14 protein-coding genes are annotated in these 14,535 nt (G+C 34.7%); all 14 read left to right on the top strand.

Going from position 1 to position 14,535, the window contains the following annotated elements:
* Positions 1-16: 16 nt before the first annotated feature.
* The 14 genes from CHB72_RS01515 to CHB72_RS01450 all read left to right on the top strand — a co-directional run bounded on the left by CHB72_RS01515 (position 17) and on the right by CHB72_RS01450 (position 14,535).
* Positions 17-1,552: a YifB family Mg chelatase-like AAA ATPase gene (locus tag CHB72_RS01515; protein ID WP_089281090.1), complete on the top strand. Its 1,536-nt coding sequence runs from the start codon at positions 17-19 to the stop codon at positions 1,550-1,552.
* 3 nt (positions 1,553-1,555) lie between these two features.
* Positions 1,556-2,647 (top strand): DNA-processing protein DprA, encoded by a 1,092-nt coding sequence (gene dprA, locus CHB72_RS01510; RefSeq protein WP_089281089.1) that lies wholly within the window; start codon positions 1,556-1,558, stop codon positions 2,645-2,647.
* 71 nt (positions 2,648-2,718) lie between these two features.
* Positions 2,719-4,785, top strand: a complete 2,067-nt coding sequence (gene topA, locus CHB72_RS01505; protein ID WP_089281088.1) for a type I DNA topoisomerase — start codon at positions 2,719-2,721, stop codon at positions 4,783-4,785.
* A 77-nt stretch (positions 4,786-4,862) separates the two neighbouring features.
* A complete protein-coding gene (hslV, locus tag CHB72_RS01500) occupies positions 4,863-5,396 on the top strand; it encodes an ATP-dependent protease subunit HslV (RefSeq protein WP_089281087.1) in 534 nt (177 codons plus the stop codon).
* Positions 5,397-5,417: 21 nt separating this feature from the next.
* The gene (hslU, locus tag CHB72_RS01495) at positions 5,418-6,809 is read left to right on the top strand and encodes an ATP-dependent protease ATPase subunit HslU (protein ID WP_089281086.1); all 1,392 of its coding nucleotides are present in this window, start codon (positions 5,418-5,420) and stop codon (positions 6,807-6,809) included.
* Between the two features lie 21 nt (positions 6,810-6,830).
* Positions 6,831-7,610 (top strand): GTP-sensing pleiotropic transcriptional regulator CodY, encoded by a 780-nt coding sequence (codY, locus tag CHB72_RS01490; protein ID WP_089281085.1) that lies wholly within the window; start codon positions 6,831-6,833, stop codon positions 7,608-7,610.
* A 599-nt stretch (positions 7,611-8,209) separates the two neighbouring features.
* On the top strand, positions 8,210-8,617 hold the full coding sequence (gene flgB / locus CHB72_RS01485) for a flagellar basal body rod protein FlgB (protein WP_089281084.1): 408 nt from the start codon (positions 8,210-8,212) through the stop codon (positions 8,615-8,617).
* A 3-nt stretch (positions 8,618-8,620) separates the two neighbouring features.
* The gene (gene flgC, locus CHB72_RS01480; RefSeq protein WP_089281083.1) at positions 8,621-9,064 is read left to right on the top strand and encodes a flagellar basal body rod protein FlgC; all 444 of its coding nucleotides are present in this window, start codon (positions 8,621-8,623) and stop codon (positions 9,062-9,064) included.
* A 14-nt stretch (positions 9,065-9,078) separates the two neighbouring features.
* Positions 9,079-9,384, top strand: coding sequence for a flagellar hook-basal body complex protein FliE (fliE, locus tag CHB72_RS01475; RefSeq protein WP_089281082.1), 306 nt, complete (start codon positions 9,079-9,081; stop codon positions 9,382-9,384).
* 24 nt (positions 9,385-9,408) lie between these two features.
* Entirely contained in the window at positions 9,409-10,956 is a 1,548-nt protein-coding gene (gene fliF / locus CHB72_RS01470; protein ID WP_089281081.1) for a flagellar basal-body MS-ring/collar protein FliF, read from the top strand.
* A 14-nt stretch (positions 10,957-10,970) separates the two neighbouring features.
* Positions 10,971-11,990 (top strand): flagellar motor switch protein FliG, encoded by a 1,020-nt coding sequence (fliG, locus tag CHB72_RS01465; RefSeq protein ID WP_089281080.1) that lies wholly within the window; start codon positions 10,971-10,973, stop codon positions 11,988-11,990.
* A 1-nt stretch (position 11,991) separates the two neighbouring features.
* A complete protein-coding gene (locus CHB72_RS01460; protein ID WP_242975004.1) occupies positions 11,992-12,768 on the top strand; it encodes a FliH/SctL family protein in 777 nt (258 codons plus the stop codon).
* On the top strand, positions 12,749-14,062 hold the full coding sequence (gene fliI, locus CHB72_RS01455) for a flagellar protein export ATPase FliI (RefSeq protein WP_089281078.1): 1,314 nt from the start codon (positions 12,749-12,751) through the stop codon (positions 14,060-14,062). The genes CHB72_RS01460 and fliI overlap by 20 nt, the downstream gene beginning before the upstream one ends.
* A 14-nt stretch (positions 14,063-14,076) precedes the next feature.
* On the top strand, positions 14,077-14,535 hold the full coding sequence (locus tag CHB72_RS01450; RefSeq protein ID WP_089281077.1) for a flagellar export protein FliJ: 459 nt from the start codon (positions 14,077-14,079) through the stop codon (positions 14,533-14,535).

Genomic DNA, 14,535 nt, shown 5'->3' with positions numbered 1-14,535 from the left:
ATTAGGGTGTGTGGATATGCTTGCTAAAATAAAAACTTGTTGTATTTATGGTCTACAAGTAACGGAGATTGAAGTTGAGGTAGATATAGCTAATGGACTGCCTGTTGTGAACATCGTCGGACTGCCAGACGTTGCACTGAAAGAATCTAAAGAGAGAGTAAGGGCTGCCATCAATAATAGTGGATTTGAATTTCCTTTAAAAAGAATAACAATCAACTTATCTCCAGCAGATACTAAGAAAGAAGGTACCCATTTTGATTTGCCTATTGCTCTTGGTATTTTGGCTGCATCTAGACAAATTACACTTGAAAATTTTTCCGAAATCATTACTTTAGGAGAACTATCATTAGATGGAGAGGTTAACCGGATCAATGGCGTTTTACCTATGTTGTTAGAAGCCTATGATAAAGGATGTAGCAAGGTTATACTACCATTAATGAACATAGAAGAGGCTAAGCTCGTCAATGGACTACAGTGTATAGGAATAAAGTCTCTAAAAGAATTGGTTTTGTTCATTAAAGGGGAGATCCAAGTACAGACCTTTGTTGGAAATAATGTAGAGGAATTAGAATTTCATGAGTTTGAGGATGATCTAAAGGATTTAAGAGGTCAAGAAAACTTAAAAAGAGGTTTGGAGATTGTAGCAGCAGGTTGCCATAATCTTCTCATGACAGGGCCCCCAGGCTCTGGTAAAACAATGGCAGCCAGAAGACTACCTTCTATCCTCCCTAAGTTGACGTTTGAAGAGGCGATGGAAATCACAAAAATATATAGCATCACAGGCTTGCTAGAACCTAATAAAGGCTTAGTAGCTCAAAGACCCTTTAGATCGCCACACCATACTTCATCCATGGTGGCGTTAACTGGAGGAGGTCGCATCCCTAAGCCTGGAGAGGTTTCCTTAAGCCATTATGGGGTGCTGTTTTTAGATGAGTTACCTGAATTCAACAAAAATGCATTAGAAGTTCTAAGACAACCTTTAGAAGATGGATTTATAACCATATCTAGAGCAAACGGTTCCTTCACATACCCAGCTAAGTTTATGCTGGTTTGTTCCATGAATCCGTGCCCCTGTGGATATTATGGTACTGAAGGCAATGATCACCGATGTAGTTGTACACCGCATCAAGTAAATCGTTATGCAGGCAAAATATCAGGACCTCTCATGGACCGTATGGATATTGTTATTGAAACTACAGCAGTTTCCTATAGGGATTTAACTAGTAATAAGGCAACAGAAGGATCCAAAGAAATAAGACAAAGAGTAGAAAAAGCTCGTCAAAGACAATTGCAAAGGTACAAGAATACTAAATTTACTTTTAACAGTCAGCTAACTGCTTCTGCTGTAAAAAAGCACTGTGTATTAGATAATAAATCTCAACAGTTATTAAGCAATGCCTACGAAAGAATGAAGTTGAGCGCTCGGGCCTATAATAGAATAATCAAAATTACTCGAACGATTGCAGATTTAGATGGATGTGATGCTATCAAAGTTGATCATTTAGCTGAAGCACTTCAATATAGAAGGACTTCTAATCTTGTAGGGAGGTAAAGTATGATAAATGAAAGAAATCTATTAATTTGGCTTAATCAATTAGGTGGAATAACCTATGAAATGATTTTGGATATGATAGATTATTTTGGAAATCTTTCAGAAATTTGGAATGCAAAAGAAGTGCATCTTTACGAAGTTCTATACAATCATCGTATAATTGCTGATAAAATGTTGAAAACTAGAAACAAATGTTTCTTGGATGGTATAATAAACAAAAAAACACAGGACTGGTATGAAACTAAGACGATCTTAGATAATGACTATCCTGAAAAATTGAAACGAATATATAATCCACCCTATGTAATATATATAAAAGGAACAATGAACTTCCAAAAACCTCTTATTGCTATAGTAGGGGCTAGAAAATCTACTGCTTATGGCAGATGGGCAGCAAAAAAGTTTTCAAAAGAACTGGTGGAATGGGACATTGGAGTGGTGAGTGGTTTAGCATTAGGTATTGATGCTGAAGGACACAAGGGGGCATTAGAAGCGAATGGATATACTATTGGAGTATTGGGCTGTGGGATTGACCAATATTATCCGCGATCAAACTATCAGCTATTTAAACAAATAGAAGAGAAGGGTTGTATCGTTTCGGAATATGGACCGGGGGTAGAACCGTTAAAACATAATTTTCCTGCGAGAAATCGAATTATTAGTGGTCTATCAGATGGTGTAGTGGTAATTGAAGCAGGGGAGAAAAGTGGTACGCTTATTACAGTTGAATGTGCGTTAGAGCAAGGAAAGGATGTTTTTGCTCTTCCAGGTAATATAAATAACTACCAAAGCAAAGGCACGAATAAACTAATAAAGGAAGGTGCAAAAATTCTTTTAGATATAGACGATATTATCGAAGAATTAAAGTATAAATATCCGTTAGAAAATAGAAAAGAGAAAGTAGAAGTAAGGGAAGCTTTAAGCAGTGAAGAAATGAAGGTTTATGAAATCATAAAACAAGAGCCAATACATGTAGATTTGATTACTTATCAAAGTGGTATGAATATTTCTGATTTAAATACAATCTTAACGGTTTTAGAATTAAAGGGCTTTATTGATCAATTGCCAGGAAAAACATTTACAGCACATAAATAAACTGATATAATGGATTGAATTTAATTTTGTCTAATTATTCCAAAAACAACGATATACTGGAGGTGAGGTGATTGACTAAGTCCTTAGTTATTGTAGAGTCACCTGCTAAAGCAAAAACAATCAAAAAATTCTTAGGTAAAAATTATGTTGTAAAGGCCTCTGTGGGTCATATTATAGATCTGCCAAAAAGTAAACTTGGCATTGATATAGAAAATAATTTTAAACCTGAATATATTACGATAAGAGGCAAAGGACCAATATTGAAGGAAATCAAGGCGGAAGCAAAAAAAGCAAAAAAGATATACCTTGCAACTGACCCTGATAGAGAAGGTGAAGCGATATCTTGGCACTTGTCAAACGCATTAAATATTAAAGATGATGTTCCCTGCAGAATTGAATTCAATGAAATAACTAAAAATGCAATTAAGAATGCTATTAAAAAGCCTAGAAAAATCAATAAAAACTTAGTTGATGCTCAACAGGCTAGAAGGGTATTAGATAGGTTAGTAGGTTATAAACTTAGTCCTCTATTATGGCGAAAAATGCGAAAAGGCTTAAGTGCTGGTAGAGTGCAATCCGTTGCTACTAAAATCATTAAAGATCGTGAAGAAGAAATAATCAAGTTTGTTCCTGAAGAGTACTGGAGTTTAGTATTAAAAGTAGAAACTAGTAAAAAAGAAGCTTTTCAAGTGAAATTTCATAGTGATCATCAAGGAAATAAAGAGATTAAGTCTCAAGAAGAAGCAAATAATATCATTAGTGAAATAAAAAACAAAGAACTAACTGTGATGGATGTAAAGAAAAGTACTAAAAAAAGAAATCCTAATCATCCCTTCACAACCAGTACTTTACAACAGGAGGCGTCCAATAGATTAGGTTATTCAACAAAAAAAACCATGTCAGTTGCGCAACAGCTTTATGAAGGAATTGACCTTGAAAAAGGAGGAACTGTAGGACTAATTACTTATATTCGTACAGATTCTACTAGATTATCTGAAGAGGCTAAAAAAAGTGCACATCAATATATTACAGATAATTTAGGCGAAAAATATGCTAATGAAACTCCTAAGGCTGCTCCCAAAAAGAACCAAGAGATTCAAGATGCGCATGAAGCTATCCGACCAACAGATGTCCTAAGACATCCAGATAGTATTAAGTCTTCTTTATCTAGGGATCAATATAGATTGTATAAATTGATTTGGGAAAGATTTGTAGCAAGCCTAATGACACCAGCTATTTATGATACCTTAACGATAGAACTACAAGTAAACAACATAAGGTTTAGGGCTACTGGCTCCAGATTGAATTTTGATGGGTTTTTAAAGGTTTATTCTTTTGCTGCAATCTCTGAAGAAGTTAACTTACCAATATTGGAGGTGGGAGAAAAAATTGACATTCGTGACATCATTCCGAATCAGCATTTTACTCAACCACCTGCTAGGTATACAGAAGCTTCTTTAGTAAAAACTATGGAAGAATTAGGCATTGGGCGTCCAAGTACTTATTCACCAACGATCTCAACTATTTTATCCAGAGGTTATGTAGAAAAGGAAGGAAAAAATCTAAAACCTACTGAATTAGGGATCATTGTTACAGAAATATTAGAAGATTACTTCACAGATGTAATAGACATTAACTTTACAGCAGATTTTGAAAATAGATTGGACTATATTGAAGAAGGTAAAGAGGATTGGCCAAAGCTCTTAAAAAAAATTTACGACCCATTTGCGAAAATGTTAGAAAAGGCTGAGGAAGATATTGAAGAGATTGACTTAGTCGAAGAAAGTGATGAAGTATGTGAAAAATGCAATGCAAAAATGCTGATTAAGTATGGACGTTACGGTAAGTTTTTAGCATGTTCTAATTATCCTGACTGTACCTCTACAAAACCAATTATACATAAAATAGGGGTGAAATGTCCTAAATGTGAATCTGGAGAAATTGTTGAAAGAAAATCAAAAAAAGGCAGAGTGTTTTATGGATGCAGTGAATTTCCTACATGCAGATATGTATCTTGGGGCAAGCCGATCGACGAAAAATGCCCAAACTGTGATAATTTATTGGCTCATAAAATTAATAAGAAAAGTGAAAAGATCATATGTACCAATAAAGATTGCAAATATTCTAGAGATGTTTAATACATTAAGAATAGAGAGCGAAATATCTAAGATTTTACTAAGTAATTGGGATTAATGATAGGTGGTGGATAAGCTTTATGTTGAAAGGGACCACGATTGTAGCAGTGAGAAGAAACGACAGGGATTGTGCTATCGCTGGAGATGGGCAGGTTACATTAGGAGAAAGAACTGTAATTAAACAAAAAGCTAAAAAAGTTAGGCGAATATATAAAGACCAAGTACTAATAGGTTTTGCTGGTTCAGTATCAGATGCCTTTACATTAGCAGATAAGTTTGAAAACTACTTAGAAAAACATGATGGCAATTTAAAGAGAGCTGCTATAGAGCTGGCCCAAAGCTGGAGGAGAGATAAAATACTCACGAAGTTAGAAGCTATGCTAATTGTCCTCAATAAGAATTCTATGTTATTAATTAGTGGATCAGGAGAGGTGATCGAACCTGATGATGATGTTATTGCAATAGGCTCCGGCGGTTCCTATGCTTTAGCAGCAGCAATTGCACTGAAAAACAATACGAATCTATCCAGCAAAGAAATTGTACAGAAATCTTTAGAGATAGCTGCAGATATTTGTGTTTTTACTAATCGTCAAATCATTGTGGAAACATTGTAGAAGTAAAGTGAGGTGGGATATGTGAAGGAGTATACACCAAAACAAATTGTGGAAGAATTAGACAAATATATTATTGGACAGATGGAGGCTAAAAAAGCTGTAGCTATTGCCTTGAGAAATAGAATCAGAAGAAGTAAAATAGCAACAGAATTTCAAGATGAAATTAAACCCAAAAATATATTAATGATAGGACCAACTGGGGTAGGAAAAACAGAAATTGCACGTCGGTTAGCCAAACTAATTGATGCTCCTTTTATTAAAGTAGAAGCTACAAAGTTTACTGAAGTAGGCTATGTGGGAAGAGATGTAGAATCTATGATTAGAGATTTAGTCGAAGCCTCTATAAGAATCATTAAAAATAAACATATAGAACAAAATTATGAAAAAGCTAAATTATTAGCAAATCAGAGATTGCTACAGTTATTAGATCCCACACCTAAAAAGGAAACTAGTTTTAAAAATCCTTTTGATATGTTATTTAAGGGTAATAATACCATGGATATAGATGAAAAGGATGATCGAGATGAAGCTGATTTAGAACTAAAAAAACAACAAATACAGAGGCAACTGAAAGATGGTTTGTTGGAAAATGAATTAGTAGAAATTGAGATAGAAGATCGAGCTCCTAATACATTTGAAATCTTTGGGTCAGGCAATGAAGAAATGAATATTAATCTCCAGGATATGCTGGGGGGGATACTACCTAAAAAAACTAAAAAAAGGAAGGTTACTGTAGCTGAAGCTAGGAAGGTATTAACGGAGGAAGAGGCGCAAAAACTAGTGGATATGGATGAAGTTATTACAACTGCTATAAAAAACACAGAACAACAAGGAATCATCTTCATTGATGAGATTGATAAGATTGCAGGAAGTCATGGAGGTTCAGGACCTGATATATCAAGAGAAGGAGTGCAAAGAGATATTTTGCCTATTATCGAAGGTTCAACCGTTATGACGAAATACGGTCCAGTAAAAACTGACCATATTCTTTTTATTGCCGCTGGCGCATTTCACATTGCAAAAGTTTCAGATTTAATACCAGAACTGCAGGGAAGGTTTCCTATTAGGGTTGATTTAAGCAACTTAACTGTTGAAGATTTTAGAAGAATTTTAACACAACCTCAAAATGCTCTGCTAACTCAATATAAACTGCTATTAGAGACAGAAGGTATAAAAATCCATTTTTTAGAGGAAGCTATAGATGAGATTGCGAGGATTTCCTATTTAACCAATGAACAAGGAGATAATATCGGTGCTAGAAGGCTTTATACTATAACAGAAAAATTGCTGGAGGACATTTCTTTTGATGCTCCAGAGTTAATCCATAAAGAAGTAACAATAGATCAACAATATGTAAAAACTAAGCTAAAAAATACTGTTAAAGACTATAGAGAAGATAAGTATATTATTTAAAAAAACAAAGGAGGAAATAAAATGGCAAGCGCTTTATTAGAGAAAACAAGGAGAATTAATAAAATATTACAACAATCTGGAGATCATGCAGTATCCTTCAATGAACTTTGTAGAATTCTAAGTGAGATATTAGATGCTAATGTATATGTTGCTAGTTCAAGAGGAAAGGTACTGGGAGTAAGTTTAACAGATACTTCTGATTGTCCGATAGTAGTTGATGAAAAAACAGGAACAAAAAGATTCCCAGACGAATACAATGATCAACTATTACAAATTATTGAAACTCAATCTAATATTACTCAGGATGAATTATTAAGAATATTTATATATGATGTTGAAAGCTATAATAAATTGGTAACGATTGTACCTATTAATGGTAGTGGCAAAAGATTGGGAACTATGGTATTAGCTAGACATGAAAAGGAATTCCAAGATGAGGATTTAGTGATGGCTGAGTACAGTGCTACGGTAGTAGGTTTAGAAATATTGAGAGCAAAGACAGAAGAAATTGAAGAAGAAGCTAGGAAAAAAGCTGTTGTTCAAATGGCAATTGATACACTATCATACTCAGAGTTAGAAGCGGTTGAACATATCTTTAATGAATTAGAAGGCAATGAAGGGTTACTGGTAGCAAGTAAGATTGCAGATAGAGTAGGCATAACTAGGTCTGTTATTGTTAATGCATTAAGAAAATTTGAAAGTGCAGGTGTAATCGAATCAAGATCCTTAGGTATGAAGGGAACGCATATTAGAATATTAAATGATAGATTACTTGAGGAACTAAGAAAGCTAAAGCGTTAAGTAATTTATAGAATGATTATTTAGGAAGCCAAAAGTAAATTGGCTTCCTATTTTGTTGTGAAAAATTTAGAAATAGTACTTTAAGAGGAGAATTTGGAAATAATTAGTAGTACCATAGAATTACATTTTCTTACAGCAATTGACAATGTATATCTTAGCATATATAATTACGATAAAGTAAGTGAGTATTCACTTACCAATGCATAAGACAAGTAACATGTTGTAGATATTTTTAATGCATATTTCGATTTCATCTAACACTTAGACAATAATTATCTATTGATTTTAGATTACTAATAATATCTTACGAATAATTAGATGAAAAGGACAAGATATCTATGGGTTCCCATTGTCGCTATTAGTCATATAGTCCCAAGAATTGTTTGGAACAAAAAAATACAAAAAAAATGGAGGAATTTTGTAATATATTATCGAATTATAGAATAGATGCAAGCAAAAAAATTCAATAATATAGAAAAAAAGTAAAAAATTTCAAATTGAATTTGGTGTTTACTAGTATGGAATAAAGAGTAGTATCGAATAGTAATTTGACGGTAAAACATGAAAAATTAACCTTCAAAGAGGGAGGGGAGACAGATATGAGTAATATGTTTCAAAATGTTGATTTAATGACCAAAGCGTTAAACGCTACATGGAAGAGAGATGAAGTGATTTCAAACAATATAGCCAATGCTAATACACCAAATTTTAAAAAATCTCATGTAGAATTCGAAGCGTTACTGCAAAAATATTTGAAGGGCAGTGAACTTTCAGGGAGCACCACTCATGATAAGCACATTCAGATTGGTGTTAAGAGCTTAAATGATTTGAATCATAAAGTGAACACACCACAGAATTTCAAAACACGCAGAGATGGTAACAACGTAGATATTGACGTAGAGATGGGAGAATTAGCAAAAAATTATATTGTTTTTAATACATTATCTACACAATTGAACAACGACATGAAGAGATTAAGAATAGCTATTAATGAAGGAAGGGGATAGGGTATGTCGATATTTAATGCGATTAATGTAAGTGCCTCGGGTTTGACGGCTGAAAGACTGCGGATGGACGTGATTTCTAAAAATATTGCCAATGCCAACACTACCAGGACTGTAAATGGAGGTCCATACAGAAGACAAGTAGTTGTGTTCAAAGATCAACAACAGCCTGCTTTTTCTCAAATATTAAATAATGCTGTTAATAATAACAGCAATCATATGAAGGGTGTAGAAGTTGTAGGTATTCGGAATGATCAATCGCCTTTCAAAAAGGTTTATGATCCTGGACATCCAGATGCAAATGAAGAAGGCTATGTAATGATGCCTAATGTCGAAATCGTTGCGGAAATGGCTAATATGATATCTGCTTCTCGAGCTTATGAAGCCAATATAACAGCTATGAATGCAACAAAGAGTATGGCATTGAAAGCTTTGGAATTAGGAAGATAGCGGAGGAATAAAAAATGACTATAAATCAAATATCCAATAAGGTCAATGAATATAACAACAATGACTTAGGTTTATTAAATAAGGCTAATAGTGGAAGTAATACTTCTTTTACTAACTACTTAGCAGATGCAATACATAAAGTAAATGAGTTAGAGAAAACTTCAAAAGATTATTCAGTAAAATTAGCATCTGGTGAGTTAGAGAATATTCACGAAGCTATGATTACATCTCACAAAGCTGAAATATCGCTACAATTTATGATGGAAATTAGAAATAAAGTTCTTGATGCTTACAAAGAAATCATGAGGATGCAGATATAAACATAGCTGAGAAGAGGTGAATTAATGGCTGAAGCACTTGAACAAGTAAGAAATCAGTTGAATGATTATCTTCATGGAATGGAAAAAAAACAAAAAATAAAAATAGTTGTTGCTGTATTACTGATTTTACTAACTTTAACTGCAATTATCTTATATTTCTCAAGACCTCAATACGTAGTCTTGTACAACAACCTCGACCCTAGGCAAGCAGGGGAAATTATGAATACATTACAGGGCAGTAGCGTTAGAGCTAAGTATGGAGAAACCAGTAGTACGATTCTGGTGCAACAACAGGACTATCAAAAGTCACAGGTGCTCGTTGCTACTGAGGGGTTACCTCAAGCTCGCTTTTCTTATGATGATTTCTTTTCAGGAAATAACTTTATGAAAACAAGCGAAGAAAAATCCAAAGAATATATCGTTGCTTTGGGGAACGAGCTAGGGAAAATTATTGAAGAAATACCTGGTATAGAAAAAGCTTATGTAACTCTTTCGGTGCCAGATACAACAGGGTTTATTCGTACTAATCAAGAACAACATGCAAAAGCTTCGGTGTTTTTGAACTTAGGATATAATAACCCATTAGATAACAATAGTGTAAATGGAATAGCATTATTGGTATCTAATGCTGTTCAAGGATTAGATCCTGAAAATGTTACGGTTCATGGATCTGATGGGAAAGTATTAAATCCAACATCTCCAAGTGAAAACAATGTATTTGGGCCAACTGAACAGTTATCACTGCAACAAATGGTTAAGGATGATCTGGAAAAGAGTATCACTGATTTTCTTTCATCCGTATATGGATATGGCAACGTAGTGGTAATGTCTAATGTTAAGCTGGATTTCAATAGTGAAGTTACAGAAATACAAGAATTTTCGCCTCCTATTGAAGGTGAAACCGAAGGCATTGTTCGAAGTATGCAGGACCTAGAACAAAGAGTAATAAACCGCGGAGCAGGTGGAGCACCTGGAACTGATACGAATACCGAAGAAGTACCTCAGTATGTTGAGGATGAAGAAGGAGATTCTTTATACTATGAGGCGAATAAAACAATTAACTATGAAATCAATGAGCTAAGACAAAAAGTAGTAAAGGCACAAGGTCAAGTACAGGACATCACTGTTGCAGTATATTTAAATAGTAGGGCAATTGCTGGTGGAACGCTTGATGATGAAGAAGAAAGAAAGTTGGAGAATGTCATTTCTGCAGCAGCGGGACTTGATACTAGAGTTGTACAGATTGCTGTTCAGGAGTTTAGCAACACTTTGGAAGATCAGCTTAGACAAGCAATGGATGTAGATGGAATGGGAACCTCTGCAAGAATCCCAATTTGGTTATATGGTGTACTTGCTGCAGTATTATTAGGCGTGGGATACTTTGGATTTGCTAGGAGAAGAAAGAAGGATAGTGAACCAATCGATGAAGTACCTATAACGATTCCAGAAGCACTAGAAGAAATAGAACTAGAATTAGCAGGCTCTCAGGTTAAACAACAGCTTGAAAAGCTTGTTAGTAAAAAGCCTGACGCTATAGCGCAGTTACTTAGAAATTGGCTTAGTGAAGATTAGAGGTGAATTGGGAAATGGCTAGAAGAGGTGCAAAGGGTGAGTTGACTGGCCGTGAGAAAGCGGCAGTATTGTTAATTAGTTTGGGACCAGAATTTTCTGCACAAATATTTAAACATTTAAATGACGAAGAAATCGAAGAGTTAACTTTAGAGATTGCCAACATGAGAAAAGTATCTCCAGAAGAAAAAGAAAAAATCATGGATGAATTTTACCAGATTTGTGTAGCTCAAGAGTATATTTCTGAAGGCGGCATTAATTATGCTAAAGAAGTGTTGGAAAAAGCATTGGGTTCACAAAAAGCAATGGATATTATCAATAAATTAACAGCCTCCTTACAGGTTAAACCTTTTGATTTTGCTCGAAAGGCAGATCCAGGACAACTGTTGAATTTCATACAAAATGAACATCCGCAGACAATAGCTTTGATTTTATCGTATCTTCCTGCCAGTCAATCGGCGCAAATAATGTCTGCGCTTCCACAGGTGAAGCAGACGGAAGTAGCACGTAGAATTGCAACGATGGATAGGACATCACCTGACATTATAAAAGAGGTTGAGATGGTTTTAGAGCGGAAATTGTCTGCATTAGTAAGTCAAGACTATACTTCTGCAGGAGGAATCCAATCTATTGTTGATATTTTAAACTCTGTAGATAGAGGTACTGAAAAAAATATTATGGATACATTAGAGGTACAAGACGCAGAGCTAGCTGAAGAAATAAGAAAGAGGATGTTTGTATTTGAAGATATTATTAACCTTGATAGTACATCTATTCAAAGATTCATTCGAGAAATTGACAATAGTGATCTGGCTATTGCATTGAAAGGTGCAACTGAAGAAGTTGCTAGTGTTATTTATACCAACATGTCTAAACGTATGGCAGAAATGATTAAAGAAGATATGGAATTTATGGGTCCAGTTAGACTTAGAGATGTAGAGGAAGCGCAACAAAAAATTGTTAATATAATAAGAAAGCTTGAAGAGACTGGTGACATTATTATTTCTCGTGGCGGAGGAGATGAAATCATTGTATAAGGTGTATAAATCTGTAGAGGTCATCGTGGGAAATAAGAAAGAACTTCAATTTAAAGGAGATAATATTTTAAAAAATATCGATGAGGATACAAAAGAAACATCTGAAAATCCCGAAGATATAAATGAAATCGCGCAGTTAAGATCTAAGAAGATACTGGAGGAAGCTGAGTTAGAGAAAAAAGAATTGTTATCAAATGCCGAAAAAGAAGCAACTATGATCATAGAGGAAGCCTATGAAGATAGTAAAACGATTTGTGAGAATGCAAAGACACAAGGTTATAATGAAGGATTCCAGATAGGCAAGCAAGAGGGATATCAAGAGTTTCAACAACTATTACAGGAAGCAGCTGAAATAAAAAAACAAATGTTCCTAGACAAAAAAAGATTAGCTAAGGAACTTGAAAAAGATATCGTGAACCTTGTCATGTTTTGCATAGAGAAAGTAATCGATTATGAATTAGATAATAATCACGAAGTATTACTTAATCTTATAAAAAAGGGATTGAAAAAATGCACCTTTACTGAAACCTTAGTCATCCGTGTCAGCGATCAAGATTATGAAACGCTTAGCACCTATAAAAATAAAATCTATATGATGACAGAAGGCATTGACGATATGCAGATAAAAAGTGATGCAGCACTGCTTAAAGGTAGCGTTGTTATAGAAACGCTATCAGGAAAAATTGATGCCAGTATTGATACTCAGATAAATCAGATTGAAGGATTGTTCAAAGAATTATTGAAAAGTGAGGGATTCCATGAAGGAGATCATGCTTGAAAAATATAAGAAATCCCTCGAAGTACTAGACTTGGTTAAATATACAGGGTATGTTTCTCAGGTAATTGGTTTGACCATTGAAGCCATTGGTCCAGCCGTGAAAATTGGAGAAGTTTGCAAGATATATACCCTCAAGGAACGTCAGCCCATCATCGCAGAGGTTGTAGGATTTAAAGAAAAAAAGGTTCTTCTCATGCCGTTGGGGGAAATGGAAGGCATTGGACCTGGCAGTAAGGTGGAAGCATTAGGTACTTCATTGGAGGTAAAAGTAGGCGAAGAACTATTGGGGAGGATACTGGATGGATTGGGTAACCCAATTGATAACAAGGGAAGTATCATGAGTACAAAAACCTATCCAGTTGTAGGGAAGCCATTAAACCCTTTAGATCGAGCAAGAATTAAACAGCCGTTATCCTTAGGAGTGAAGGCGATTGATGGATTATTAACCTGTGGCAATGGACAAAGAATAGGGATTTTTGCGGGCAGTGGCGTTGGCAAAAGCACATTATTAGGAATGATGGCTAGAAATACTCAAGCGGATATTAATGTGATTGCAATGATTGGTGAAAGAGGTAGAGAAGTCAAAGAGTTTATAGAGAATGATCTTAAAGAAGAGGGTCTAAAAAAATCTGTGCTAATTGTAGCTACCTCGGATCAACCTCCCTTAGTTAGGATGAAGGGGGCGCTATTAGCCACAGCAATTGCAGAGTATTTTAGAGATGAAGGTAAAAATGTGCTGCTGTTAATGGATTCTCTTACGAGGTTTTCTATGGCACAAAGAGAAATAGGGCTAGCAATAGGAGAACCTCCTGTTACCAAAGGATATACACCCTCGGTTTTTGCAGTGTTGCCAAAACTATTAGAGCGTACAGGCACATCTAATAAAGGAGCCATTACAGGTCTATATACGGTACTAGTGGATGGAGATGACATGAATGAGCCAATTGCAGATGCGGTAAGAGGGATTTTAGATGGTCATATTGTGCTATCTAGAAAGCTGGCAACGCAAAATCATTATCCAGCCATCGATGTAATCTCTAGCGTTAGCCGGGTAATGCCAAATATTGTTCCTAAAGAACAGTTATTGGAAGCCAATGAGATTAAACAGGTATTAGCTACTTTTAAGGATGCAGAAGATTTAATTAATATAGGAGCTTATGCTCAAGGAAGCAACAGAAAAATCGACTATGCTATACAAAATATAGATAACATTCATGCTTTTTTAAAACAAGATGTTGATGAACGAATTACCTATGAAGAATCCTTAAACTTAATAACACAACTACTTAAGTAAAGAGGGGATATGCTATGGCTATGACATTTTCTTATAGATTTAATAACATCCTTAAAATAAAAGAAAAGACAGAGGAAGACAAAATAAATCAATTAGCCAGTGATCAAAAAAGACTGGATAAAGAAAAAAACAGCTTGCAATTGCTTTTAGATAAAAAAGACTGCAATCTAAGCAAATGGAAGGAAATTACCAGAGATAATAATGTAGTAAGCATTAAAGACTTGCAGAATGCTTCAATGGATATACAAAGTATTAATCATCTAGTAGAAAACCAATTTGTTACAGTAAAAAAACATGAATTAAAATTAAATGAATCAAGAAACCAGCTAATAGAAGCAAAGAAACAGACGAAAATTTTTGAAAAATTAAAAGAGAAAGATTACGATTATTTCAAAAATATTCAATTAAAAAATGAAGCAACGCTTATCGATCAATTAGTCACATTCAAAAGCACAGTTAGTAAAGGAGGTTAA

It is taken from the genome of Anaerovirgula multivorans (assembly GCF_900188145.1).
Lineage (GTDB): Bacteria > Bacillota > Clostridia > Peptostreptococcales > Natronincolaceae > Anaerovirgula > Anaerovirgula multivorans.
This window is presented reverse-complemented; position numbering and strand designations above follow the sequence as displayed.